Annotated in this window: 25 protein-coding genes; 11 read left to right on the top strand and 14 right to left on the bottom strand. The window is 45.5% G+C overall.

Annotation, left to right across the window (positions count from 1 at the left end; all coding sequences use genetic code 11):
- Nucleotides 1–155: 155 nt before the first annotated feature.
- A complete protein-coding gene (locus A4R26_RS11100) occupies nucleotides 156–563 on the top strand; it encodes a DoxX family protein (protein ID WP_081163850.1) in 408 nt (135 codons plus the stop codon).
- A 216-nt stretch (nucleotides 564–779) separates the two neighbouring features.
- Nucleotides 780–1,187: an acyl-CoA thioesterase gene (locus A4R26_RS11095; RefSeq protein ID WP_081163849.1), complete on the top strand. Its 408-nt coding sequence runs from the start codon at nucleotides 780–782 to the stop codon at nucleotides 1,185–1,187.
- Nucleotides 1,188–1,227: 40 nt separating this feature from the next.
- Here A4R26_RS11095 and dacB read toward each other — a convergent pair whose 3' ends face one another.
- On the bottom strand, nucleotides 1,228–2,637 hold the full coding sequence (gene dacB, locus A4R26_RS11090) for a D-alanyl-D-alanine carboxypeptidase/D-alanyl-D-alanine endopeptidase (RefSeq protein WP_081163848.1): 1,410 nt from the start codon (nucleotides 2,635–2,637) through the stop codon (nucleotides 1,228–1,230).
- 285 nt (nucleotides 2,638–2,922) lie between these two features.
- Between dacB and A4R26_RS11085 the strand changes: the two genes are divergently transcribed.
- From A4R26_RS11085 to A4R26_RS11075, 3 genes are all read left to right on the top strand, one after another.
- Nucleotides 2,923–4,179, top strand: a complete 1,257-nt coding sequence (locus A4R26_RS11085; RefSeq protein WP_081163847.1) for a CinA family nicotinamide mononucleotide deamidase-related protein — start codon at nucleotides 2,923–2,925, stop codon at nucleotides 4,177–4,179.
- 282 nt (nucleotides 4,180–4,461) lie between these two features.
- On the top strand, nucleotides 4,462–5,829 hold the full coding sequence (locus tag A4R26_RS11080; RefSeq protein WP_081163846.1) for a dihydrolipoamide acetyltransferase family protein: 1,368 nt from the start codon (nucleotides 4,462–4,464) through the stop codon (nucleotides 5,827–5,829).
- Nucleotides 5,830–6,147: 318 nt separating this feature from the next.
- Complete coding sequence (locus tag A4R26_RS11075) at nucleotides 6,148–6,864, top strand: hypothetical protein (RefSeq protein ID WP_081163845.1); 717 nt, start codon at nucleotides 6,148–6,150, stop codon at nucleotides 6,862–6,864.
- Nucleotides 6,865–6,963: 99 nt separating this feature from the next.
- Here A4R26_RS11075 and A4R26_RS11070 read toward each other — a convergent pair whose 3' ends face one another.
- The 5 genes from A4R26_RS11070 to A4R26_RS11050 form a co-directional block, all read right to left on the bottom strand.
- Nucleotides 6,964–9,945 (bottom strand): alpha/beta hydrolase family protein, encoded by a 2,982-nt coding sequence (locus tag A4R26_RS11070; protein WP_107685825.1) that lies wholly within the window; start codon nucleotides 9,943–9,945, stop codon nucleotides 6,964–6,966.
- A 364-nt stretch (nucleotides 9,946–10,309) separates the two neighbouring features.
- Nucleotides 10,310–11,185, bottom strand: coding sequence for a DMT family transporter (locus A4R26_RS11065; RefSeq protein WP_081163843.1), 876 nt, complete (start codon nucleotides 11,183–11,185; stop codon nucleotides 10,310–10,312).
- Between the two features lie 56 nt (nucleotides 11,186–11,241).
- Nucleotides 11,242–12,045, bottom strand: coding sequence for a polyprenol monophosphomannose synthase (locus A4R26_RS11060; protein WP_081163842.1), 804 nt, complete (start codon nucleotides 12,043–12,045; stop codon nucleotides 11,242–11,244).
- A gap of 94 nt (nucleotides 12,046–12,139) precedes the next feature.
- Nucleotides 12,140–12,910, bottom strand: a complete 771-nt coding sequence (locus A4R26_RS11055) for a 3'-5' exonuclease (protein WP_081163841.1) — start codon at nucleotides 12,908–12,910, stop codon at nucleotides 12,140–12,142.
- A gap of 163 nt (nucleotides 12,911–13,073) precedes the next feature.
- Nucleotides 13,074–14,441, bottom strand: a complete 1,368-nt coding sequence (locus A4R26_RS11050; protein ID WP_081163840.1) for a UDP-N-acetylmuramate--L-alanine ligase — start codon at nucleotides 14,439–14,441, stop codon at nucleotides 13,074–13,076.
- Between the two features lie 419 nt (nucleotides 14,442–14,860).
- On the opposite strand from A4R26_RS11050, the gene A4R26_RS35835 reads away from it, so the two are divergent.
- Nucleotides 14,861–14,992, top strand: a complete 132-nt coding sequence (locus tag A4R26_RS35835) for a hypothetical protein (protein ID WP_278248418.1) — start codon at nucleotides 14,861–14,863, stop codon at nucleotides 14,990–14,992.
- Nucleotides 14,993–15,307: 315 nt separating this feature from the next.
- Here A4R26_RS35835 and A4R26_RS11045 read toward each other — a convergent pair whose 3' ends face one another.
- Entirely contained in the window at nucleotides 15,308–15,508 is a 201-nt protein-coding gene (locus A4R26_RS11045; RefSeq protein WP_081163839.1) for a hypothetical protein, read from the bottom strand.
- 223 nt (nucleotides 15,509–15,731) lie between these two features.
- Here A4R26_RS11045 and A4R26_RS11040 point away from each other — a divergent pair, with 223 nt between their 5' ends.
- Both A4R26_RS11040 and A4R26_RS11035 read left to right on the top strand, forming a co-directional pair.
- The gene (locus A4R26_RS11040; protein ID WP_081163934.1) at nucleotides 15,732–16,304 is read left to right on the top strand and encodes an RNA polymerase sigma factor; all 573 of its coding nucleotides are present in this window, start codon (nucleotides 15,732–15,734) and stop codon (nucleotides 16,302–16,304) included.
- Entirely contained in the window at nucleotides 16,304–17,395 is a 1,092-nt protein-coding gene (locus A4R26_RS11035; protein WP_081163838.1) for a S1 family peptidase, read from the top strand. The genes A4R26_RS11040 and A4R26_RS11035 overlap by 1 nt, the downstream gene beginning before the upstream one ends.
- A gap of 178 nt (nucleotides 17,396–17,573) precedes the next feature.
- Here the strand turns inward: A4R26_RS11035 and A4R26_RS11030 are convergent, their stop codons facing one another.
- Complete coding sequence (locus A4R26_RS11030; protein WP_081163837.1) at nucleotides 17,574–18,473, bottom strand: nucleotidyltransferase family protein; 900 nt, start codon at nucleotides 18,471–18,473, stop codon at nucleotides 17,574–17,576.
- 134 nt (nucleotides 18,474–18,607) lie between these two features.
- Here A4R26_RS11030 and A4R26_RS11025 point away from each other — a divergent pair, with 134 nt between their 5' ends.
- Both A4R26_RS11025 and A4R26_RS11020 read left to right on the top strand, forming a co-directional pair.
- Nucleotides 18,608–19,531 (top strand): 1-aminocyclopropane-1-carboxylate deaminase/D-cysteine desulfhydrase, encoded by a 924-nt coding sequence (locus tag A4R26_RS11025; protein WP_165760229.1) that lies wholly within the window; start codon nucleotides 18,608–18,610, stop codon nucleotides 19,529–19,531.
- 75 nt (nucleotides 19,532–19,606) lie between these two features.
- The gene (locus A4R26_RS11020; RefSeq protein ID WP_081163835.1) at nucleotides 19,607–20,506 is read left to right on the top strand and encodes a hypothetical protein; all 900 of its coding nucleotides are present in this window, start codon (nucleotides 19,607–19,609) and stop codon (nucleotides 20,504–20,506) included.
- Nucleotides 20,507–20,614: 108 nt separating this feature from the next.
- Here A4R26_RS11020 and lipB read toward each other — a convergent pair whose 3' ends face one another.
- The gene (gene lipB / locus A4R26_RS11015; protein WP_081163834.1) at nucleotides 20,615–21,403 is read right to left on the bottom strand and encodes a lipoyl(octanoyl) transferase LipB; all 789 of its coding nucleotides are present in this window, start codon (nucleotides 21,401–21,403) and stop codon (nucleotides 20,615–20,617) included.
- Between the two features lie 68 nt (nucleotides 21,404–21,471).
- Between lipB and A4R26_RS11010 the strand changes: the two genes are divergently transcribed.
- Nucleotides 21,472–22,557, top strand: coding sequence for an RluA family pseudouridine synthase (locus A4R26_RS11010; protein ID WP_081163833.1), 1,086 nt, complete (start codon nucleotides 21,472–21,474; stop codon nucleotides 22,555–22,557).
- Between the two features lie 83 nt (nucleotides 22,558–22,640).
- On the opposite strand, the gene A4R26_RS11005 is transcribed toward A4R26_RS11010, so the two are convergent.
- From A4R26_RS11005 to A4R26_RS10985, 5 genes are all read right to left on the bottom strand, one after another.
- Complete coding sequence (locus tag A4R26_RS11005; protein WP_242674886.1) at nucleotides 22,641–23,510, bottom strand: hypothetical protein; 870 nt, start codon at nucleotides 23,508–23,510, stop codon at nucleotides 22,641–22,643.
- Nucleotides 23,511–23,590: 80 nt separating this feature from the next.
- A complete protein-coding gene (def, locus tag A4R26_RS11000; RefSeq protein ID WP_081163831.1) occupies nucleotides 23,591–24,169 on the bottom strand; it encodes a peptide deformylase in 579 nt (192 codons plus the stop codon).
- A 189-nt stretch (nucleotides 24,170–24,358) separates the two neighbouring features.
- Nucleotides 24,359–24,772, bottom strand: coding sequence for a Holliday junction resolvase RuvX (ruvX, locus tag A4R26_RS10995; protein ID WP_081163830.1), 414 nt, complete (start codon nucleotides 24,770–24,772; stop codon nucleotides 24,359–24,361).
- An 88-nt stretch (nucleotides 24,773–24,860) separates the two neighbouring features.
- The gene (locus A4R26_RS10990; protein WP_081163829.1) at nucleotides 24,861–25,832 is read right to left on the bottom strand and encodes a UbiA-like polyprenyltransferase; all 972 of its coding nucleotides are present in this window, start codon (nucleotides 25,830–25,832) and stop codon (nucleotides 24,861–24,863) included.
- Between the two features lie 206 nt (nucleotides 25,833–26,038).
- The gene (locus A4R26_RS10985; protein WP_081163828.1) at nucleotides 26,039–26,596 is read right to left on the bottom strand and encodes an RNA methyltransferase; all 558 of its coding nucleotides are present in this window, start codon (nucleotides 26,594–26,596) and stop codon (nucleotides 26,039–26,041) included.
- Nucleotides 26,597–26,696 lie beyond the last annotated feature (100 nt).

Below are 26,696 nucleotides of genomic sequence, written 5' to 3'. Positions count from 1 at the left end.
TGATAGGTAAAACAAGGTAAAGGTTCTAAATTATTTACCTCCAACCAAACATCGTTCCAAACAGATGTGGATAAGTACCAGGATTAACAATTCTTTTTAATACTAAATGTGAAAAAAACAAATACCCTATTTTTGAGCCTCCTAAAAACGAACTCATGAAAAGACTATTGAGCACCGCCTGTTCCGAAACCTCGTTCAATATTGCCGTGTTGATTTTACGGGTCACTTTCGGCATGTTACTCCTCGTTAACCATGGGATTGACAAACTAAAGCATTTTGCAGAAAGACAAAACAGTTTTCCCGATCCCATACACATTGGCCACATGCCCTCGCTGATGCTGGTTCTGTTCGCTGAAGTTTTTTGTGCCGTATTTGTGGTATTGGGACTGTTTACCCGTATTATGACCATTCCGGTCGTAATCACATTTTTAGTAGCCGTTTTCATGATCCACAAAGGGTTTCGCGGCGATAATGAAGTTGCCGTTCTTTATCTGGCCGGCTTTTTCAGCATTCTGTTAATGGGACCGGGCAAGTATAGTATCGATGGAGCAATGGGAAAATAGAACGTCAGTCGTGAATCGGCAATCGTGAATTGTCAATGGCTCGCGATTATTCTGATGTATATACGATCTTGCGCCGCTCGAATTTCGAGCGATTGCCGACGTACGCCGCGCTAAGGTTTACCGTTTGCCGATTCACGATTGCCGCATACGCCGCGCTAAGGTTTTGCCGATTCAACCACAAAACCACCTGAAACCACTCAAGACACAACTTAGTATATGTTTATCTCAGAAACCCAGATCCGTGTTCGTTACGCCGAAACCGACCAGATGAACGTCGTTTACTATGGTAATTATGCCCAGTATTTTGAAGTAGGCCGTGCAGAGTCGATCCGCCAACTGGGCTTTACGTATAAGGATATGGAGGCTATGGGCGTTATTATGCCCGTTGTTGAACTCCATTGTAAATACTTACGCACCGCACATTACGACGACCTGCTAACCATCAGAACCACCCTCAAAGAATTACCCGCCGATCACCGGATCGAATTCCATCATGAAGTATATAACGAGAACAAAAAACTGTTGACGGTGGGCCGCATAGTTCTTTATTTTGTAACTGCCGGCGGCATGCAGAAGACCACGATGCCTGTTCAACTATACGACAAGTTGAAACAATTCTTCTAGTTTATGGTTTGTTGTTTGTGGTTCAGCTACAAACTGATATTTATTTCAAAACGTTCAATACCGAATATAGTTTTTTAACAATTTCTCCCGACGATCCCTCATAGTTATTTACAATGATCGAGAACACGTATTGCCTGCCATCCTTTGCAGTATGATAACCTGCAAAAGCACGCGCTCCGCCAATGGAACCGCTTTTCATTTTCATCCCATTGTATTCGGGCAGGGCATTGTAAAAAGCTTTGTACCAGCTACGCGTTCTGGCGTATTGCAACACTTTCACTTCTGCATGGGTTGTTACCCGGTTTTGCGGACTTAACCCACTGCCATCGATCACATTCACCGCCCCTTTATCGATGCCGCGCTCACTCCAGAATGTGCGCACCAGTTCAACGCCTTTTTGGGTAGAACCAAAACCGGTTTTCTCGAGGGCGATCGTTTTTATCAACGCTTCGCCATACAGATTTATACTTTTCCGAAGGAACCAGTAATTAATGCTATCGAACGGTGGCGACAACAGGGTGGTCAATGTGTGCTGCATGGGTGTGCATTCCTTTTTATTCGCTCTTAAACTATTATAAGTTATAAATACACCACCCACCTTTATTTGCTGTTTTGAAAATAATTGTTCCAACACATCGGCAAACTGCCCGGGTGCATCGGGGAAAGCACCGGAAATGGCAAAGGGTTTATTCCCCAATGGAATAGTACCCTCGGTAAAGCCCATCGACGAATGAGGCGCCAGGTAAATGTAGCCATTGTCGCCGCTCCCCTGTTTTCCGGTAGTAATGGTATTATACAGCGCCGCTTCCTTTAAATGGGGTATTATTTTTACAATTTTAGTAGTGTCGCCTTCTTTCTTTCCCGGTTCCAGCTGCAGGTCATACTGGTTCTCGTGCCAGTTGATGGCCCAGCAACCTGCACCATAATAATTACCGATATCATCCCAGATCCAGCCACCGGGTGTGGGTTGTATTGAAAAAGCGGCATCGTTCAGCACCACATTGCCCGATATTTTTGTGATGTTATTTTTTTTCAGCGCATTCATTATTTTGCCGGTAACTACTTCTTCTTTGGTATCGTTCCAGCGCCAACTGCCCAATGTGGGGTCTCCATAACCGTTAATATGCAGGTTACCATTCAAAACACCGTTCTCAATATGGCCATCATAACCCAGCACCGTTTGGTAGCGGTAGGCGCTTCCCAACAGATCGAATGAAGCCACGCTCGTAAAGATCTTTTGCGTGCTGGCAGGAGCCATACCGATCTGCGCATTGTGCGCATATACCGTTTTGCCCGTTTGCGCATCGGCAACATACAAACTAACTATGCCATGCCGCACCTGCGCGTCTGCTTCAAAATGTTTTATGGCTGTTGCCAGCCTGGTGGCTATATTTTGCGATATGCCTGTTTGCGCCTGTGCCAATAGTAACAAAAAGAGTAGCTTCTTCATTTTGGCAAATTAATGAAAAGCCACAAGCAATCGTGAAACGTGAAAGGGCTCACGAAAATCCGGGATTTATTTACGACCTTGCGCCGCCGAAATTCAAGCCGCAAGCCGCAAGCCGCAAGCCGCAAGCCGCAAGCCGCAAGCCGCAAGCCGCAAGCCGCAAGCCGCAAGCCGCAAGCCGCAAGCCGCGCTAAGGTTTGCCGTTTGCCGATTGCCGACGTAAGCCGCGCTACCGTTTGCCGTTTCACGTTTCACGCCATTAACCTACATTTGCGATAATTGACCGGTATGGAAAAAATTGTAGCCTCGATAATAACCATTGGCGATGAATTGCTGATAGGCCAGGTAATTGATACCAACAGCGCCTTCATTTCACAGGAACTAAACAAAGCCGGCGTATGGGTGAAAAGAAGAGTGGCTGTGGGCGATAGCAAAGAAGAGATCGTTCGCGCCCTGAATGAAGAAAGCCGCGATACCAATATTATTATAATGACCGGCGGCCTCGGCCCTACCGCCGATGATATTACCAAACCGGTGCTGGCCGAATATTTCGGCGGCAAACTGGTGGTGAATGAAGATGTGCGCAAACACGTGGTGTATTTGTTTGAAGAGGTTTTTCGCCGTCCGCTCATCGAACGCAACCTGAAGCAGGCAGAGGTACCCGATGTGTGCACCGTACTGCCCAATGCCCGCGGCACAGCGCCGGGCATGTGGTTTGAAAAAGAAGGCAAAGTATTTGTTTCATTACCGGGTGTGCCGCATGAAATGAAGGGACTGATCATCAATGAAGTGCTTCCGCGCCTGCAACAAACGTTCACGATGCCGTTTATCAGTCACCGCACCATGCTTACCGCCGGTGTGGGCGAATCGTTTGTTGCTGAAATGATAAAAGACTGGGAAGAACGCCTGCCTGCGCATTTGAAGCTGGCCTACTTACCCAACTATGGCATGGTACGGTTGCGCATTACCGGGTGGAGCACCAACAGTGATCAGCTCGAAAAAGAACTGAACACCGAATTCGACAAACTGAAAATACTGGTACGGGAATGGCTTGTTACCGATGAAGACCAGTCGCTGCCCCTGGCGCTGAGCAACCTGTTGCGTTCAAAGAACAAAACAATGTCCACTGCAGAAAGCTGTACAGGTGGTTATATTGCCCACCTTATTACTGCTTATCCCGGCGCCAGCAACATATATAAAGGCAGCATAATAAGTTATGATAACGAGGTAAAGATCAAAGAGCTGAAAGTATCGCCCGCAACATTGCAAAAAGCAGGGGCCGTAAGCGAGGAAGTGGTAAAGGAAATGGCGGCTGGTGCATTGGCGAAGCTGAACACCGATTATACGCTGGCCGTATCGGGAATCATGGGGCCCGATGGCGGTTCGCCCGAAAAACCGGTAGGAACGGTTTGGGTGGCAGCGGGTGATCGCAACAAACTGATCACCCAAAAATTTCAGTTCCGGTTCGATCGCGACCGGAATATTGAGATGACCGCAACACAGGCTTTGAATTTATTGCGGAAATTTGTAGTAGAAAACGCATAAAGCAAACGATTGTTAGTAAATCCCTATCTTCGCAACGGTGGCTGAACTTTTTTAGTCCCAAACGAAGTGAAAAGATGCGTTCTGCTTATTAATTAATAAGTTCGCAGCCCCTGACCGCCGAAACGTTAGCGCAGGCGGTTGTTTCACTGTCATGGCAAAAAGTTATGGCACTGATGAAAAGAGGCAGACCGCCCTGCCGAAAAGCGAAGGCGGTCGAAGAAACCGAAAGCATAAACCATCCCGGCGAATTAGATGAACCGGGAAAAAAATCTGCAATTGCATATGGCTCTAGTTGACCTGGTGATGCCTAAAATGGGAGAAAGTATTACGGAAGCCACCATATTGAAGTGGTTCAAACATCCCGGTGAAACGGTGAAGATGGACGAGGCCGTTCTTGAAATTGCCACCGACAAGGTGGATAGCGAAGTGCCCTCCATCGCTGAAGGCGTAATTGAAGAAACCTTTTTCAATGTAAACGATGTAGTTCCGGTTGGTACAGTGCTGGCACGAATCAGATCAGGTGCTGCAGAACCGGCTACTACCAACACACCGGTTGTAACAAGCCCGGCAGTTGAAGTATCGGAGAACCGCCCGCTGGCCACTGACATGAACCATAAGCCGGTTTCAACCGAAACATACACCCCCTCTTCTTCCCAAAATGGGTCGCGCTTCTATTCCCCGCTGGTATTGAACATTGCCACCAGTGAAGGTGTAAGCCTGAGCGAACTGGAAAGCCTTCCCGGTACCGGCATCGAAGGCCGCGTTACCAAAAAAGACATTCTGCAATATGTAGCCAATAAAAAGGCCGGTAAAGCCGGAAGCAGCACTGCTACATCAACGGTAACCAATAAAGTACCGGAAACAACACCTACCATTCTGCCACAGGTTCAAACCGCACAGCCCGTTCAGGAAACTGAGCGCCATATACAAACCTACAGCGGAAATGTAGAGATCATTGAGTTGGACCGCATGCGCAAACTGATCTCCGATCATATGATCCGCAGTAAACAAACCAGCGCGCATGTGACCAGTTTTACCGAATGCGATGTTACCCATATGGTAATGTGGCGCGAAAAGGTTAAAAAGGAATTCGAAAAACAGGAAGGCGAAAAACTAACCTTTACGCCGCTGTTCATTGAAGCCATCATCCGTTGCATTAAAAAGTATCCCTGGCTTAACAGCAGCGTCGATGGCGATAAACTGATCGTTAAAAAAGATATCAATATAGGCATGGCCACTGCACTGCCCTCCGGTAACCTGATCGTTCCGGTAATTCGTAATGCCGATCAGCTGAACCTGGTTGGACTTACCAAACAGGTGAACGGCCTTTCCCATGCGGCCCGTAATAACCGCCTGCGTCCCGACGATACCCAGGGCGGCACATTCACGCTCACTAACGTAGGAACTTTTGGCAGCCTGATGGGCACCCCCATTATCAACCAGCCGCAGGTAGCCATACTGGCTACAGGAGCCATCAAGAAAAGACCGGTGGTTATAGAAACAGATCAGGGCGATTCCATTGCCATCCGCCACATGATGTACCTGTCGCTGTCATACGATCACCGCATCATCGATGGCGCCCTCGGTTCAACCTTCCTGAATGCGGTAGCGAAAGAACTGGAGAACTTTTCGGTTGACAGAGCATTATAATTTCAACCGTGCCACGGTTTGCAACCGTAACACGGTCCACAATATCAACCCCGTTCGGGCTTAACCTGAACGGGGTTTGTTTTTTGTATAATAAGTTAAAAGAACCTGCGTTTTCATAAGGAGGGTTCCTTTTTAATGGAAACTGACCCTGGCGCCAGCTTAGCACTACTTTATATACCATTTAACGGAAAATATGTAAACCCGCCCTTCCTGGCATGGTCTTTTTTTTGTAAATTACTATAACGACAAACCTGATTATTTTGCCTGCAGAACTAAGTGACAGCACCGGCCTTTTTCTAAAACCTAAAACGTAATCAAATGAAGACGCTTTCAGAAACCTGGTTTGCCGAAGGCTATATTGATTTCGAGTTGAAGAAATATACGCTTCTCGCCTATCTGCAACAGGTTACCAGCTATTTTAATGAATCCAAATTGTACCCGCAATTATCGGATGTAATATTCCATTACAACAATTTGCAGGCATTAAAAGAAAACAAGAAATTCCTGCAGGAACAATTCCCCAAAAAGCTTTCCGGCGTTCAAATAGAAAAGCTGCAGTTGCTCTATGAGCAGATCATCGAAGATGATGAACTGATGCAGGAACTGGAAGACATAATCAATTTCTCTGCCGATAAACTAAAGACAACCATTAGCAGCGGCACAGAGATCTATGAATTTGTAGAAGATAAGCTGAATATATTTCCGGTAGGGCTTGTACCGCTCGATACCAATGAAGGGTATTTCTTTTTAAGTGAAGGCTCGTACCGGCAAACACTGGTGTATCAATACCGGCTGAGCTTTTTTGAAAAACACGATGAAAAATACCGCGCCATCAAAACCGAATATGTGAACGAGTGGGAACGCAGTATCGTGAATACGTATGAAAACATCAAAGCCGAATTGTTACGCAACAACAAAGACCTTCCTAACCCGGCGGTATACTCAATTGAAACGGAACTGACCTTCCCTATTGGTGAAACGTTGCTACCCGTTGCAAAGCGGAGCCTGGTGAGGTATATCTCTAAAGCGGCGTAAAAAAAGTTAACGAGTTGACGAGTTAACTTGTTAACCGGTTAACTCGTCAACTTAACAAACTTATGTCCTCAAAGAAACATTTTTCAAACAAGTGCTCTCTTAAAAAGCCTTTTTCTCTTCAACCTCAACACCCCAATCAATTCCTTTCGATGTAGCAGGTAATCCCTCTGCCAGCCAGCGCGGTGCGGGTGCGCCTTTCAAAAAGTGATCGAAATACTGGCCAAGGCGAATGCTCAGGTCTTTGCGGTTCCTTCTTTCAACCAGGTTATGGTCTTCGCCATTATACTGCAACATCCATACTTTCTTCCCCAACCGGCGCAATGCCGTGAAGTATTCAATGCCCTGATACCAGGGTACGGCTCCATCGGCATCGTTATGCATTATCATCAACGGCGTATTTACTTTATCGGCATTGAACAAAGGTGAGTTTTTGATATACAGATCGGGCCGCTGCCACAGCGTATAGCCGATACGGCTTTGCGAACGCTCGTACTGGAACTGGCGGTTCAAACCGGTTCCCCAGCGAATGCCCCCATATGCGCTGGTCATATTGGCCACGGGCGCACCGGCTTCCGCAGCCGCAAACATATTGGTGCGCGTAATGAGGTAAGCTACCTGGTAACCGCCCCAGCTTTGTCCCTGGATGGCCATTTTCGTTGAATCGACCCAGGGCTTTTTGGCCATGAACTTCGCAGCCGATACAACGGCGTTGTAAGCGCTTTCACCGGGCTCGCCTTTTTTGTAATAGATGTCGGGAACGAAGATCAGGTAACCATTGCTTGCAAAGTACGGGAAGTTGACCGTTGAAGCGCTTGGCGCCGGCGGCCGGTAAGCATACAACTCATCGCTGTATTTTTCGTAGAAGTAAAAAATAACGGGATACTTCTTCTTCGGGTCAAAGTTTTCCGGTTTGTACAACAACCCTTCCGATCGTTTGCCATCGAACATGGTCCATTTTACCAGTTCACAGGTTAACCAGTTGTATTCTTTTTGTTGCGGATTGGTAGCGTGTAACTGAGTTTGCACTAGCACGGGCATCATGGCGCCGCCGCTGTTGTCAGATACATCTGTATTCTTTATCTGGGCCATCATCAAAACCGGCGATACATCAAAACTCTCCCTGGTATAAACGAACTGATCACTGTTCTTTGCTTTTACAATACCAAAACCAATCTTAAACGGTCCATCGGCCGTATCGGCCACAAACCGTCTGTCCTTCATATCATAGATCGACAGGCCGCCGTACTTGTTCACCATGTTCAGTCTTTTGAACACCAGCTTTTGCGTATCGGCAATAAATTTTTCCTCCTTATTGGTCGGCATATACCGGTACACCACCTTATGCGGGCGGCCATTGGTAACATTGAGCGGTGCTGTTTTTCCGCCGGGATCGCACTGCCATACATCATACTTATCGTACAAATAAACATACTTATCATCCTCATGCCATTTCATAATACCGTGCGCCGGGGGATCGTCGGGATGATCATCGTCCTCTTCATACAAAGGCACTTTAATGCTTTTGGTGATATTGGTAATAGCGCCGCCGGCTACCGCATAGGTGAAGTAGTTCTTCTGCGCAGCATCGTACCAGAGCACATATTTTCCTTTTGGCGAGAAAATGATGGGTGTGCGTATTTTATCCTTTACCTGTTTACGAGCGCCATCGATAGTGCTTACAAGATATACATTGTATCTTGTATACCCCAGCCACTGGAACTCGATGCGGTTGCCTTTTGTTGTGGCCGCCATCACATAATCGGAATTCCCTTCATCGGCCAGGTAAACCATTTCCGCATCTTCACCACCCAGCTTTATCACTTTATCATCATCGCCATTCAACACGGCACGGTAACTTCTTTGTAACTCGGTGTTCAGTTGCACCAACTGTTGCGGTTGCAGGTAATCGTCTTTATAATGCCAGATGTCGAGCCGCGCCGTTTCAAAATCAACCAGTGTGGTATCTTTTGGTTTACGTATGGCCATCAGGCTGAAATATAATTTCTTTCCGTTCGCGCTGAATTCAGGCGCCTGGGTTTCACTTATGGTCAACCCTTTTGTTATGCCGGCTGTATTTCTGTGAACCCGCAACCGGGCACTGTCCATTCCGGTGCGATAATGATATAATTTATAAAACTTCTGCAGGGCTTTTGCACTGCTATCGCGTTCGGCAATAAACGCCAGTTGGGTGCCTGCATCATCGAGCACATAGTTCTTTGCTTCGTTGAACCCACGGAACACCGTATCGGCTTTTCCATTGATGATGCTGTACCACAATACCGTCGCTTTCATCAATGTGTCGGCATTACTGCGCGTAGTTTCTATGATGAGGGTATTACCCGGTTTGCTGAAGTAATAATCGCTTGCCAATGCAAATTTCTTTTCTTCACCCGTGTATAAATTCCGCAGCACGAGCTCCGTTCCTTCATCAACGCGGTCGCCCGCCTTTGGTTTGCTTTCTTTTTTGACGGGTTGCAAAGCAGTAAGACCTTTTGTTTTGGCTTCGCTGGCCTTATTACGTAAGCTATCGGCCAGCCGGGTAAGGCTGTCGGCCATTCGTAATAAGCCATTCAATTGCGATAAAGAATCAGGTGTGGCCACTGCAGGCGGAACAGGCAATTCCTTCTCACGCAAATAAGCCATCCATTGCCCTGCTCCCTTTTCGGGCGTCTTAAATGATTTCACCCGTGGAATACGCAATACGCTGTCTGTGCCGGTTTCTATTATGGCCAAACTGTCATTCGGCATTTCATCGGGCTTTTTCTTTTTGATCTTTGCCTCGCGGGTAGCGCTGAACAATGGCCTTATCTTACAGATCACAAAACGGCTGTCTTCGGTAATAGCCGCTCCATATCCGCGGGGGATCTCCTTTCTGTAGGTATTGTCGGTTGACTGAATGACCAGTGTGGCGTCACCCTCCTGGGGCGTAACAGTGTAAACCACCCATTTGCCATCATTGCTGATATAGCGTTCATTGATGCTTTGCCAGCCATCGTACACGGCGTGGGTAAGCGGCTTTTTCTGTGCTGAAACATGCAGGCCTACCAGTAGCAAGACTGGGATACAGAATAATTTTCTCATTGATAGAAGTCGGTTAAAAAATAAAATTAATACAAACTCCATTTTTCCCGCAACTATCATCCTGCCGTTGAACCGCTTGTAGAATTATGTTTAATGCAATAATTCGCTAATGTGATAATTCAATAATGGAATGCAGATATTTCCACTTCCAGGGATATACCTGACAATAAAAAACCGGCCGCCCCTGGCGAAACCGGTTACATCGCATGTTTAAAAACAATATTAATCGACTATCAGTTCTTTGTTTATCCGTCGGTATACTTCCTTATGGCCCGCATCAAGCGCATAACAAAAACAATTTTTTCATGCACCAGTATTTTTATTGTTGACACATGGTTGAATACGGGCGTTGCATGTGCAGGCGTTAAGTTTTTTTTCCTGTTCTGTACACCAGCCATGTATGCATCACTACGGATAACATAATTAAAAACAGGCCTGTGTAAAAAGAGCCCGACAGGTATTTATCTTCCCGGTATATAAGAAATGCAAGGGCTATTCCATAAACGGGTTCCAGGTTATAGGTGAGGTTGACGGTGAACGCAGCAATCTTCTTCAACGCATTCATTGATAAATTAAAAGCCCAAACGGTACAAAACAAACTTAAGACCAGCAGCCAGCCGGCATCTGACAGGGTTGGTAAAATATGACCGGCAGGAAAATACAACAGGTATACCGGCAGCAGCATGGTGAGGAACAAAAAGCCGCCGCTCAACTGGTATAAAGTAACCGTTTCCGGTTTATTCTGTTGTACCAGTATGCGGTTGAATACGGTAAACAAACTGGCAAGCAGTGCTGAGATAATTCCCAAAATGATCCCGGTCTTGAATTGGGGATCGAAATGAAAGATGAGGTAAATGCCGGCCATCACCAGCAATCCAAGCATCAACTCTGTTATACTGAACGGCTTTCGAACAATTAGCGGTTCGAGTATGGCGGTGAAAAAACCAATTGCGGAAAAGCAAACTAGCGCTACCGAAACATTTGCATATTTGATGCTGGCGTAAAAGGTTACCCAGTGTAAGGCTACAATCACTCCCACTCCCATTATGCGCCTGATACCCGCCCACGAAACACGATGCAGTTTTTGCTGAAAATAATACAGAACCCATAATGTAATTACCGTTATCAATAACCGATACCATACCAGGTATGCCTCGTTCAATGTGATCAGCCGGCCGAGTATACCGGTAAATCCCGCCAGGAAAACAGCAGTATGTAATTGTATAAAGGCCTTACGCATACTAAAAAGGTGTGCCACGTTTTGAAAACGTGGCACACCTGCTATTTTTAAAAATATTATTTTGTTTTTGCCAACACCTTATCGCCCGGCTGGGATACGGGCTCGTACGGCGCCCCCCCTGTATTCTTAACCCGGTTGTGGTAATCTTTGAAGAGGCTGGCCCAGCGTAATTTCAGTACGCCCCAGATGCCTTCTTTAACAATACCCTTGTGCATTTTTGAAACGCCGTATTTGCGGTCTTCAAAAATAATGGGCACTTCTTTTATTTTAAAGCCGAGTTTCCAGGCTGCAAACTTCATTTCAATCTGGAATGCATATCCGAGGAACTGGATCTGCTCGAGGTTGATCGATTCAAGCACTTCACGCGAATAACATACAAAACCCGCTGTGGTATCGTGAACCGGCATCCAGGTAATAAGCCGGGTGTATAACGACCCGCCTTTTGACAACAGGATTCGGTTACGCGGCCAGTTGATGGTGCCGCCGCCCTTTACATAGCGCGAACCAACTGCCAGATCGGCGCCACCGGTGGCACAGGCATCGTATAACCGCTGAAGATCCTTGGGATTATGCGAAAAATCGGCATCCATTTCAAAAATGAACTGGTAGCCCTTTTTCAAAGCCCATTTAAAACCATGAATGTATGCGGTGCCAAGGCCCAGCTTGCCTTTTCGTTCTTCGAGGAAGAGTTTACCTGAATACTTTATCTGCCGGTCCTTTACCAGTGTGGCGGTATTATCGGGAGAGCCGTCGTCAATTACAAGAATGTGAAAATTATCGTATTGCGCAAAGATTATATCAATCAAATGACCGATATTTTCCCTTTCATTGTAAGTTGGTATAATAACGATGTTTTCCAAACAAATCAATTGATATTGGAGTACGAAAATACAATAATTCAATTTGTGCAATTATATAAATTACACATTTGCAAGTAAATAAATTGAAGGCAAATCACAATCCTTTCTTTAACAAGGTTCTGTTAAATATCTCGGTAAGTTTTGCCTTGGTATGTTTGGGGAAATCACCCTTCATCATCCAGTCATAATATTGAGGCTCAGCTTTTAACACATCTGCCACCGACCGGCCCTTGTGTTTTCCGAAATTAAACACTTCCACGCCGTTCTCCATGATCATGCGGCGGGCAAAATCCACAATATTATCATCCCCAATGCAGGTGATAATACTTTCCACACTATCTCCCAATTGGGGATATTTCTCCAATTGGGCCTGCAATACTTCCCATGTGGCCAGTGCGTCGGGCTCTGCACGATGTGAATCATCGAGCTGCTTATTACAGTAAAATTTATATGCCGCGCTGAGGGTACGCTGCTCCATCATATGGAAGATCTTTTGTACATCCAACAGTCTGCGGTTGCTGAAATCGAATTCGAGCCCAACCCGTAAAAATTCCTCGGCCAGCATGGGAATATCGAACCGGTTCGAATTATACCCGGCCAGGTCGCAATTATCGAGAAATTGCTTTATTTCGTTAGCTACCTGTTTGAACGTGGGGGCATCCTTCACCTTTTCATTGGTTAAACCATTCAGTTCCTGTGAAACTTGAGAGATCGGAATTTCAGGATTGATAAGTTTTTGCTTAACCAGACGGCTACCATCGGTTTGGATCTTTACAATGGCTATTTCAACGATACGATCCGAGCCCAGGTTTATCCCGGTGGTTTCAAGATCAATGACTGCCAGCGGCTTCTTTAACTGCAACATTCAGCAATGATAATTGATAATGGTTATATAAAATTAGTCGTATAGGTCAAAAGTTAAAAATTCTCCCCCTTTTGCAGGCAGATTCTTTATAAAATTATCAAACAGGCAAATGATAAAATGGTTTATTTTGAAATTTGAGGTCAAAATCAAAAACAATATAATACTATTTGCTATTCCCTGTTACCTGCTGTGCAAAAGTAAGTATATCTGCCCCATCATAATTGCCCGAGCTCATTAACAGCAAACAGGCATTGTTATAATTATGTTGTTGCAGCCATTGCATGAGGTCGTTTTTATCGTTCACCACTTTCAGACCCTCTTTTCCAAAACCTGCTATAACTTTTTCAGCAGGCAGTTCAGGCATGCGCTTCAGTTCAAGGGCATGGCGCGAATAAAATACGGCTGCTTTGTCGGCCTTGTCCATTGCACCTTTATACTCGCTCATAAACTGCTCGTTCAGGCTGCTGTAGGTGTGCAGTTCCAGAACGCCAATCAGTGTACGGTTGGGAAATTGCTGTTTCACCGCCTCGATGGTGGCTTTTACTTTGGAAGGGGCATGGGCAAAATCGCGGTACACGATCGTATTATCGTTACTGGCCAGCAGTTCGAGCCGTTTGGCAGCGCCGGTAAAGGAAGAAATGGCCTTTACATAATTTGCGGCATTCATGCCAAGCTCCCGGCAAACGTACCAGGCGGCGTGTAAATTCAACAGGTTATGGTTGCCAAATACCTGCAGCACACCGGTTTGCCCATCAATGGTAAGCGTGGTTTTGCCATTGTTGATGGTATGGAACGGCACATTGTAGGGCTGATAGCGGATATCGGCACGTTTGTTCGCCTTTACCAGTTTCTTCAGCACCACGTCGGTTTCGTTGTAGATGAGGATGCCGCCCGGCTCTATCTTTTGAATGAAGATGGTGAATTGCTCGAGGTAGAAATCGAAGGTTGGAAACACATTTATATGATCCCAGGCGATGCCGGTTAAAATGGCAATATGGGGGAACAGGAAATGGAACTTGGGCCGTTTTTCAATAACGCTGGCCGGGTATTCATCGCCCTCGCATACAATAACGGGGGCATGGGTCACCTGCACGCTCTGATCGAACCCGTCGAGGCGGGCGCCCACCAGGTAATCGAAGTCTTTTTTGGCGTTTCTCAACGCATGCATGATCATGGAAGTAGTTGTGGTCTTTCCATGGCTGCCACCTACTACTACCCGGGTTTTTTCCCTGCTCTCCTGGTATATGTATTCGGGGAATGAATAGATCTGTAATCCCAGCTCACGGGCCTTTTGCAACTCGGGATTGTCCTGTTTGGCATGCATTCCAAGGATCACCGCATCGATGCCGGGCGTTATGTTGGCCGGATGCCAGCCAATTTCGGCGGGTAATAATCCCTCCTTTTGCAGGTTACTCAGGGCCGGTTCAAATATTTCATCGTCGCTACCGGTTACCTGGTAGCCTTTTTTGTGCAAAGCAAGCGCCAACTGATGCATCACACTTCCACCAATGGCAATAAAATGTACTTTCATCGGAAAATTGATTTGTTTTTTTGACTGCAAAGGTGTGCCACACTTCCCCGGCTGTGCTAAAGCAAGTGTGGCACACCTTGTAATCCGTTTCATGCAACAGGCAATATACAATAGGCAAAGTTGTAATAATACGCCCCCGGCTGTTTGCGGGACTTGCCAATTGCCAATTGCAAATTGCCAGTTGATTTGCGGCTAAATGTATTTAAGGTGAAACGATTACCAAAAACTATTTATATACAATCAAAATAAATTTTTGGCACAGTCTTGCATGAACCGGATATTCTTTGTTATTTTGATAATCTTTCTATCCAATCCGACCGAATTTTCCTCTCCCTTAAGTCCGTTAACCTTTGAATGACCTGATGATCGTTGAGCCCTTGTATTCATCAGGCAATTGTCAAACTTTAAATAATCACAAAATGAAACGGACACTCGTTATCCTGGCTATGCTTATTCTGGCCGGTGCTACTATCACTTCATGTGCTGCCTCAAGAGGCGCTAAGGGCGGATGTAAAGGAACTCAAGGTTATATAGGTTACGGCCACCGCTAATATTTAATCCCTGATATTATTGTTGAGGCTATCTTTCCGGATAGCCTTTTTTTGTTTGGGGCCAGTTTGAGCGAACTGCAGGCCATTTGTAATTACACAAAACGCCGATGATACCGCGATGATCAACTTAACATACACAAAATCAATGACTAAAACTAACTAAGGGACTTAGGGAGCATTTTTTGCCCTGAGGTGAAGGCAATAAGAAAACCCTTTCGCCGGTTGGTGAAAGGGTTTAAGCTTCTTATGGCTTGTCAAAAGGACCATCCTGTGAACAGGACGGTCTCTAACGATTGCTTGCCATATGAAAAAAACTTATTTCTTAGCAGCAGAATCAACTTTCGCTGAATCTGTAGCATGAGCTGAAGAGTCAACAATAGGTGCTGGAGTAACAGCAGCAGTATCAGCAGGAGCGATTGCAGCTGAATCAGCAGCAGTTTTTTCAGCCTCGGCGCTTCCGCCATCATTACAAGCTACGAAAGAACCAATAGCTAAAACTAACAACAGTTTTTTCATTGTACCGTTTTTTGTTTGTTTACAAATGATTTATTGTAGGTTAATACAAGAAAGAGGAAAAGGTAACCCCGGTAACCCCAGAATTTTTATTTTTTTCTAAAAAAAAATACAACCTTTCAGCCGCAGGCCATATTTGGCTCCTTATTGGCGGGGCAGGCGCTGAATTTTACAACCCGGTTGGGTTACTTCTGATTAAATTGAGTATTAATTAATGGTTCAAAGCGTGAAAACTGATTCTACCGACGAAAAAGCACTGTTAAAAGGCCTGGCTGTAAACGACCGCAAATCTGTTGAAACCATATATAAACTGTTTTATAATATGGTTCAAACGTTAATTATCAACAACAATGGATCGGCGGACGATGCACGGGACATATTCCAGGAAACTGTAATTGTTCTGTATGAAAAAGCGAAGAGCGGCTCATTTGAATTAAACTGTCAGCTAAAAACATATGTTTATTCAGTAAGCCGCCGGTTGTGGCTCAAAAAGCTGCAGCAACAGCAGAAATACATTCCCAACCTTATCGGTTTGGATGAAACCGTACCGGTTGAGGAAGAAGTTGATAACCACAGCTTGCGCAATTCAGAGTTCCAGATGATGGAAAAAGCATTGTTGCACCTGGGCGAACCCTGCAGAAGTTTGATAGAGGCATTTTACCTGCAGAAAAAAAGCATGACGGATATTGCCAGCCATTTTGGATATACAAACGCTGATAACGCCAAAAATCAGAAATATAAATGTCTGATGCGGCTTCGGAAATTATTCTTTGCCGAACTTAAAAACAACGACGTGTGATGCAAGATGTACAATTATTAGATGCTATCGAACGCTTTCTCCGTGGTGAAATGTCGCCCGAAGAAATGGCTTCTTTTGAGCAGCTGCGAAAAAGTAATCCGGAAGTGGATGAAAAAGTAGTGGAACACACTATGTTTTTGCAGCAGGTTGACCAGTTCGCCGACTGGAAGAATTTCAAGTCAACTCTCCACGATGTACATAATCACCTGATCGAATCGGGCGATATCAAAGAAGCGCCCAGGGCTACTGTTATCCAGATCTGGAGAAAATACAAACGCGTTATGGCGGTTGCCGCTTCCATCGCCGGTATCACTACCCTGCTTATTGCCGGTATGGCCACTTACCTTAACCAGAAGAAAACGGCCAACGATCTGCAAAAACTAAGAGGCGAATACAAATCTGAAATAGCCAGAAAAGCGAACGAAATAAAAAAAGACGTACAGGACCGTATGCCTAAAGGCCCCGAAAACCAGCCGGTTAAATTTAATGGTACCGGCTTCCTGGTCGATGGCAAAGGTATACTGGTAACCAACGAACACGTGGTAAGCGGTTCTTCTACCGTCGTTGTACAAAACAACAAGGGCCAGGAATTCAGATCACGTATTATATATACCAATAAAGAAAATGATATTGCTTTTATAAAAATAGAAGATGCTGACTTCAGAAGCGTAGGCCCCCTGCCATATGGCATTCGTAAAAGCAGCACCGAACTTGGCGAACAATTGTTCACCCTGGGCTTCCCCCGCGAAGAAATTGTTTACAACGAAGGGTATATGAGCGCCAAAACCGGTTATAATGGCGATACCCTCTCCTTCCAGATCGGCGTATCGGCCAACCCCGGTAACTCAGGCGGACCGGTATTCAATAAAAATGGAGAAGTGATCGGGATTATCAATTCCCGCGAAAAAGCCGCCGAAGGCGTGGTATTCGCCCTCACCGCAAAAAACATTTTCCGCAGCCTCGAAGAAATAAAAAAAGATACAGCCTTTCAGAATATACGCTTAACACTTAACTCTTCTATCAGAAGTATGGACAGGGTACAGCAGATCAAGAAAATTGAAGAAGCGGTGTTTATGGTGAAATCTTATTAAGGCAGTGAGGCAACAAGGCATAAAGGCATAGAGCCGAACAAATATATAAAAGAAGCCCCCGGATATTCCAGGGGCTTTTTAGTTTTACAGAACATTCATACGTTAGCTGTATTTCTACTTCTGCATTCAACATTGAATATTCAACATTCTGTATTCAGAACTTTTCATTTCTAATTGCTCATTTCCACAAAGAAGCAGGATACTCGCCAGCTTTTACTAAAGTCTCCAGATTGGCTTTCACCTCAGGCGCATCTTCTTTATACGTTACACCAAACCATTGCGCAGAAGTGGGGATCACTTTAATAGTGCCCTTGCCTTCATTGATGAATTTGTCGGCAACGATAGGAATAAAGAACTCCGATTTAATATTGGTGATATTATCTTTCAGGAACTCGTTGAACAGTTTTTCTGAATAACTGAAAATAGAAGGCGAAAAACACCAGAAGTTCATCGACACCTGTGAATCTGTAGGCAACTCTTTTGGCTGCTGATTGTCGTCGGTCATTATTTTACCATCAACTTTGGCAATGTTCAGGCGCTCGGCAATGGAAACCAGGTCACCATTACCATTGGCCACGCAAACGCCCCTGTTCACGGTTCCATTGTCGCTTAATGTTTTCAGCAATTCATAACCGATAATAGAGTATGTATTATCATTTACATCTTTGGTAAGGAAGGTATATGCTTTTTCAAATGCATCGCGACCATAGAAATCGTCGGCATTGATAACAGCAAATGGTTCATTGATATTATTTTTGGCGCACAGAACGGCATGCGCGGTACCCCAGGGTTTTGTACGGTCGGCCGGCACAGCATGGCCTTCAGTAAATGATTTCAGGTCCTGGTATACATAATCAATGGCAATTTTACCTTTAAGCGGTGGTTCCACAATGGCTTTGAAATCGTCAGCGAATTCTTTGCGGATAATAAATACCACCTTTTTAAATCCGGCGCGAATAGCATCATAAATTGAATAATCCATGATCGTTTCACCACCGGGGCCGAATGCCTGTATCTGTTTCATACTGCCATAGCGGGAAGCCATGCCTGCTGCCAAAATCAAAAGAGTTGGTTCCATTATTGTATTTTTAAAAATTGAGCCACGAAAATATAAAAATATAGGTTCTGACAAACAACATATTCATTCAACCGATTGACCTTTCAAAAGCGGTAGTACAGCCGATTGAAGATGAACTGCTTTATAAAAAGAGTGTGCCAATAGATGTTTTACGCCTCGATCGTATTCACCCGGTGATCTCAGGCAACAAATGGTTCAAACTGAAATACCATTTACAGGAAGCCATTGGCCAAAACAAAAAAGGGATCCTCACTTTTGGCGGCGCGTGGAGCAATCACCTCGTTGCCACCGCCCTCGCCTGCCGCCAGGCCAATCTCCAAAGCATTGGCATTATCCGGGGCGAAAAGCCGGCTACGCTTTCAGCTACTTTACAGGAAGTGCAGGACTATGGAATGCAATTACAGTTTGTTTCGCGTGAAGCATATAGTAATGAGGCAGCCATTATACCCGGCTTGCAACTGCAACATCCTGATCATTTCATTGTGCCGCAGGGCGGACAAAGCCATCTGGGCGTGCTTGGCGCAGCAGAGATCCTGGAACTGGCACCCATAAAAAGTTATTCACATATATCCTGCGCCACGGGTACCGGCACCATGCTTGCAGGTTTGGTGCACGCTGCATTACCGCATCAAAAGGTCATTGGCATTTGTACGCTTAAAATGCCCGATGCGGACGACAACAGCCTGAACACCTTTGTAAAACCATACGCAGCGGGCCCGGCCTCCTACGCCAACTGGCGGAGAGGAGAAAAGACCTCTCCCCGGCTCGAGGAAGGAGTTGATAAAATAGGTGAACCCGTTAAAAATTACCGCATATTTTACGATTATCATTTTGGCGGTTATGCACGTAAAACCGGTGAATTGCTCCGGTTTATGAACTCAATTTATCAAAAACATGAGCTGCCTACCGACTTCGTGTATACCGGCAAATTGCTTTTCGGATTGATGCACCTGGTGCAAAACGATCATTTTCAACCCGGCAGTCGTATATTGATGGTGCATAGCGGCGGATTACAGGGTAACCGGTCATTACCCGCAGGAACATTAACATTCCTGTAAATTGCAATATAAAACCGCTATCGCAAAACTATTATATTTGCGACGCCAAATCCTTTACCTACTAATACAATAGGCATGCGCAAACTGGCAGTATTACTTTTTATTTTTACTTGTACCTTATGTACCACCAGCTGGGCGCAGGAAGTTCTGCCTAATTTTACTGTTGTTACCAAGGGAAATAAAAAGGTTATCATTAGCTGGACCAACAATTATCCTGTTGTTAAGCAAATAAACATTCAGCGCTCGAAGGACAGCACCAGGGGGTTTACCAGCATTTTATCCGTTGCCGACCCTACCGCCCCCCAAAACGGTATTGTTGACAGTAAAGCTCCGGATGAAAGACAATTCTACCGCCTGTTCATTGTACAGGACAGCGGCAAATTCGTGTTCACCAAATCAAAACGCCCCATCCTCGATACCACCCGCGTTGTAGTAAACAAACCGCAACAAAATGAGAACGCTCCCCGGGTGATCATATCAGAAAGTGTTACGCCTAAACAGGCCGAAGAAATAAAAGAAAAACTGGCGCCCACGCCCGTAGAGAAAGCACCCGAGCCCGAGAAGTTCTTTTTCGTAAAAAGACGCGATTCGCTGATTGCCACTATCAATTCAAAGGACCTGAAAAAGTTCCGCGATTCGGTGGTTTTAAAAACAAAAGACACGATCGCATTTGCAGGCAGCGATACCATTTTGCTAAAACCATTTGTTCCAAAAGAAGTATTCAAACCATCGAAGTTTGTTTTTACCGCAAAGGATGGAAATATAATTGTGAATGTGCCCGGGGCGCCGCAGCGCCATTATTCGCTCAAATTCTTCGACGACAAAAGCGAATTCCTGTTCGATATTACAGATGTAAAAGAACCCGTTGTTACGCTCGACAAGGTAAACTTCCTGAAATCGGGCTGGTACCGGTTCGAGTTATTTGAAGACGGGAAAATAAAGGAAAAGCATAAGTTCTTTGTGCCGAAGGACTAAGATCAATGTGATAATGTGATAATGGAATACAACTTTCTGCCAAAATCAAGGGATTTCGAGTATTATCAGCATAACCTAAAATGCATTAATTATCACATTATCGAATTATCAAATTAGTTCCACATCAAATACACGTTCAAAGTGATGTTTCACGCGTTCCTTCACCTCTTTCATCTCCAACTTCCGCCCCAACTCTTTCTCCATTGAAGTAACCTGCTTGTTCTGAATACCGCAGGGAATGATATAATCGAAATAAGAGAGATCGGTATTTACATTGAAGGCAAAGCCATGCATGGTGACCCAGCGGCTGCAACGAATACCCATTGCGCATATTTTTCTTTCCTTCCCTTTTATGGCCGCATCCATCCAAACCCCCGTTTCACCGGGTGAACGCTCGCCTTTCAGGCCATAATCGGCCATGGTAGCTATGATCACATCTTCGAGGTTGCGCAGGTATTTGCCAATATCTGTATAGAACCGTTCAAGGTCGAGAATGGGATACCCAACCAGTTGTTCTTTTCCATGAAAAGTGATATCGCCGCCGCGGTTGGTATGGTAGAAACTGATGCCCTTCGCCGCTCTTTCCTCCTCGCTGATGAGCACGTTCTCAATATCGCCGCTTTTACCAAGCGTATACACCGGCGGATGTTCAACAAACAATAAATAGTGTGTAGTGGAAGGCGCAACAACCTCATTATCAATGGCATTTATAACCAATTGCCCGGCCGCTTCCCCGCTGGGAGAGGAGATATCTTGCAAAGCAACCTTTCGGTTCCTTATTTCCGCTTTTACAGCCACATTCTCCTGCAGTAATTGCTCCTGCAGGTCCCAGGCGTTACGGTACTCTATCTGTCCCAGATCGCGGAACAGCACCCCCTGTTTATTACTGGTTTCCATATAGAAACAAATGTACTACTTTATACAACTCCCCCGGATGCTTACCTTTGTGCAAACTGTGATACCCAATGACTATAAAGGATGCCAACGCTTTTAACGATCAGGAAGAAAATATCGATAGTGTGGAAGGTGCCGATGGAGCGGAAGAATTATTTGAGCGATTTAGTTTGGTAGTGGATAAAGGCCAGGAACCTATGCGGCTCGACAAATTCCTTGTCGCCCGCATCGAGAACGCGTCCCGTAACAAAGTGCAGCAATCTATCGAAAGCGGCCGGGTAACCGTAAACGGTAAAACCGTACAGGCCAATCACAAAATAAAACCGGGCGAAGAGATCATTGTATACTCCGACAAGGAGATGCACGGGGAAGATATTATCCCTGAAAAAATGTCTTTGAACATCGTGTTCGAGGATGATGATATCCTCATCGTAAATAAACCGGTGGGTCTTGTTGTTCACCCTGCAAGCGGCAACCCGCGCGGTACGCTTATCAATGGCGTTGCCTGGCATTTACAGCAACAGAACAGCGATATTTCGTCCGACACGCTGCCGCGCTTCGGACTGGTGCATCGTATAGATAAAAATACCAGCGGCCTGATGGTACTGGCGAAAACCGAAAAAGCGGTTACCTGCCTTGCCAAGGAATTCTTCGACCATACCATTCACCGCCAGTATGTGGCCATGGTTTGGGGCGATGTGGCTGAAGACAGCGGTACCGTACGGGCGCATATCGGCCGCCACCAGCGTTTTCGGAAGATCTTCGATGCCTATCCCGACGGGGAATATGGTAAAGATGCCATTACTCACTACAAAGTGATCGAACGCCTCGGTTATGTGACCATCATTCAATGCGAACTGGAAACCGGCCGCACCCACCAGATCAGGGTACACATGAAACACCTTGGCCATCCCCTGTTCAATGATGAATTATACGGCGGCGACAGAATTGTAAAGGGTACCGTTTTCAGCAAGTACAAACAGTTTGTAGATAACTGCTTTTCCATTTGCCCACGCCATGCCTTACACGCAAAAACAATTGGCTTTATTCATCCGCGCTCCCGCAAGGAAGTAGTGTTCAACAGCGAAATGCCCGAGGATATGCAGAAGTTGTTTGAGAAGTGGCGGGGATATGCGAAGACCAAAAACATAATGTGATAATTCGATAATTAAAAAGCAGGCTCTTTGCCAGTTAGGTAGAGTGCCTGCTTTTTTTGTATTCCATTATCACATTCGACATATTACTCACTTTTGCTAAAATCAAAGAGAGTGGCTGTAAACACACACCTTTCTCTCTTCTTCATCACCACATCCCAATTGCCATTATAACGAAGCACTTTTGGCACCAGGTAATTGCCGAGTTTGGTTAGCTCAACCTCCATGCTTACGTCAAAATCGTATACGCCTGCATTGTAACTCAGATCGTAATTACGGGCAACGATCTCCCAGGTATCTATTTTAAACCAGGTGGTCATATCATTCACTACGATCTTGTCTTTTTCTCCGCCACTAAGACCGTCCCGCGGCTTACAGGTAAACACATAACACATTTCGCCTTTAAAAGCATCCATATCGATGGTGAAATCGTACCGTTCGGCTACCTCGTCATCAAAGATGGCCACCTTGTTGCCGATAAATGGAATACCGGGGATCTTTTTACCGGGATTGAAGAACAGCATTTTCAACTGCTCCTTGTGTTTGGCCAGTCCGCTTTTTCCCCGGGTGCTAAAGGCGGCATCGCCTACAATATTGGTTTCACCGCAAACAGTATCTGCGGCAAAAAACAAACCGGCGTACATGCCGGCCGTATAATAGTTGAACTGATGATCTTTGTCGTAAATGTCGCCGGTGGTTTGTTCTTCCAACACCTGGGTATAGCGACAGCCATCGTTCACATACTGCCGGGTTCTGCTGTACAGCGATGCGGTTACCCTGTCTTTTTTATCGAACATCCTGATATCGTTCAGCGAGGTATAACCAAGCACTTTCAGATTGCGGAACGCTTTATAAAAAGTAGTGTCGTTTTTGATGCGTTCAATAAAAGCCTGCACATTCAGGTTGTTACGCACCACCACCTCTTTCAGGGTTACCGTTTTGTTTTGCAATTTCACCAAAGAATCCTGCGCAACGACTTGGCAGGAAACCAGCAAAAAAACAATAACGCACCAGCAGCCGGAATACATAGCGTACACTATTTAGGGAAGATCATTTTATAATCGGCCCGTACTTTACCCTTTGAAATATCGGTAAGTTTTCCGTGCAGCATTTTTTTCTTCAGCGGCTTCAGGTAATCGATGAATAGTTTCCCTTCTATATGATCGTATTCGTGCAGAATGATACGGGCGGTAATACCGTTGAACGTTTTTTCGAATGGTTTGAAATTTTCATCAACATAAGAAATGGTCACCGACTCATTACGCATCACATCTTCCCTGATCTTTGGAATGCTTAAACAGCCTTCATTATAGGCCCATTCTTCGCCATTGAGCGCTGTTACCTTTGCATTGATGAATACCTGTTTAATGCCCGGCTCATCGGGATATTTTCCTTTTTCATCTTCATCCTGGTTCTCAAAAACCTGGGCACTGTCTATAATAAACAAGCGGATATCTTTGTTGATCTGTGGCGCGGCCAGGCCTACCCCGCTGCTGGCATACATGGTTTCCCACATGTCGGTAATCAATTTGCCCAGGTTCGGATAGTCGGGCGTTATTTCTTTTCCCGTGGTCCTCAAAATATCAGCGCCATATGCTACGATCGGTAATATCATTATTAAACTGTTGTTATTGTATGAGTTTGCAAAGTTACTTGAAAAATACGAGTGGCGGAAGGCTGTAGCCGGGTTCCGGTTACCGGTTCCCGCGTACCGGTTCCGGGGAATTACAATTGCTCAGCCCTCTGCAAAAAGGGGCCGGCAACTGTCGCCTGGCAACCGGCAACAGTCATTATAAATTGATAATCAGCTAATACTGCGCAAATATTCCTGTAATAAGATAGTAGCGGCTATTTCATCCACCAACGCTTTGTTCTGCCGTTGTTTTTTCTTCATGCCCATATCGATCATGGCCTGGGAGGCCATTTTGGAGGTAAAGCGTTCATCGACCATTTTTACGGGAATGGCGGGAAATTCCTTTTTTAACCGCGCCACCGCCTGTTTTACCAGCGGGGTGGCATGCGTATCGGAATCGTCCATATTTTTTGGTTCGCCCATAATAATGAGCTCTACCTGTTCTTTGGCAAAGTATTCTTTTAAAAATTTGAACAGCTGGGGCGTTTCAACCGTCGTTAACCCCGTTGCGATGATCTGTAAGGGATCGGTAACGGCGATGCCGGTGCGTTTTTTTCCGTAGTCTATAGATAATATGCGAGCCATTTAAAGTTTTAAGTTCTACGTTTTAAGTTCTAAGTTCTTTAATTCGAAACTCATAAGCATTTATAGGCTTCGCCAGGGTCCGGGCTATTTAATTAATATTTTCAATAAACCTTATCTCCCTGATAAGCAGTAGATCGGCAATAACAAATAAGGCGAATACCACGCTGGCAATCCCGTTGGCGGTCATAAAGGCGAGGTTCACCCGGCGCAGATCGGTGGGTTTTACAATAGAATGCTGGTAAACCAACATACCCACGAAAACAGCCACTCCAATCCAGTACAACCAATGCAGTTCTCCCACTATTCCTGCTGCCATCACGCATGCTGCGCTTATTACGTGAAGTATTTCAGACACGCGTAATCCTTTCGATTTACCCAGCCAGGCGGGAATGGAATACAATTGTTTCGATTTATCGAACTCTTCATCCTGCAGGGCATAAATGATATCGAAGCCGCTCACCCAGAAGATCACCGTAAGCGAAAACAGGATGGGCAGTAAAGCAAATTCGCCGGTCACAGCGAGGTAAGCGCCTATTGGCGCCAGTGATAAACCAAGTCCCAATACGAGGTGGCACAGGGGCGTGAACCGTTTTGTATAGCTGTAAAATAAGATCACAAACAAAGCTACCGGCGAAAGGAAGAAACAAATGCGGTTGATGAACCAGGTGCAAACGATAAACAATACACTGCAAATGATGGTGAACCAGAGTACATTGTTTGCTTTTAAAATACCGGCCGGAATTTCGCGGATGGCGGTGCGTGGGTTTTGCGCATCGAAGCTGCGATCGAGATAGCGGTTGAACGCCATGGCGGCGCTGCGCGCAAAGATCATGCAGAGAACGACCAACAAAAACAACAGTGCGAGACGGGAATAGTTAGGAGTAAATCTGAAAACAGTGTTTACAAACTCGCCCTGTTCACCAATAGCTTTTTTTGCATCAGCTATGCCCCTGTTCATTAATGTAAACACGCCCAGCACAAACCCGATCAGCGCAAACGGCATTGCGAAAATGGTATGCGAAAATTTGATCAGGCTCAGGTATTTCTTAACGGTGCTCATTGATAATAACGAATATTGAATGTTAAATGTCGAATGTCGAAATGAAGGCCGGCAATCGTGAAACGTGAAACGGCAAATGTGAAAGGGTTACCGGTTGATCAGCGTACATTTCACGGCGCTTCCTCTGTTTTTCCGGGCCTCATCCTTCGGTTTGGCCTTTAAGTTGTATTTGTATTCGCTTGCAGCTGTATTCAGGCTTTCGGCTTTTAGCTTTCAGCTTTGTGCTGTATTCGCGTCCTAACCAGTTCCCACAACACAATTCCTGCAGCCACAGAGATATTCAGCGAATGCTTCATGCCCAGTTGCGGAATTTCGATGCAGCCATCGCATAATTTTATCACCTCCTGCTCTACCCCGCTCACTTCATTGCCAAATACAACAGCCACCGGTTCCGCGCCTGCGCGGGATTGGTTCATTTCGAATTTATTCAGCGCAATGCTGCTTTCCACCTGCTCTACCGCAAACACTTTGTACCCGTCTTCTTTCAGCCGGGTTACCGCCTCTACGGTTGTTTCGGTATATTTCCATTCCACGGTTTCAGTGGCGCCAAGGGCGGTTTTGTGAATATCGCGGTGCGGCGGCTGGGGCGTATACCCGCAGAGGTAAATACCGCGTAATAAGAACGCATCGGCAGTACGAAACACGCTGCCTACATTGTGCATGCTGCGGATGTTATCCAGCACCACTACCACAGGCATTTTTTCGGCTTCCTTAAATTCATGAACCGATTTCCGGTCCAGCTCGTCCATACTCAGCTTTCGCATGGCGCAAAGATAGGACAAGTTGACTTGTTAACTGGTTAACGAGTTAACTTGTCAACTTGTCAACTCGTCAACTATTCCCCATTTTCTCCACATACCCCAA

Origin of the sequence: Niastella populi, assembly GCF_002078015.1 — a bacterium.
In the GTDB taxonomy this organism is placed as follows: Bacteria; Bacteroidota; Bacteroidia; order Chitinophagales; family Chitinophagaceae; genus Niastella; species Niastella populi.
The sequence above is the reverse complement of the archived record's forward strand: the minus strand, read 5'-3'. Positions and strand labels throughout refer to the sequence as shown.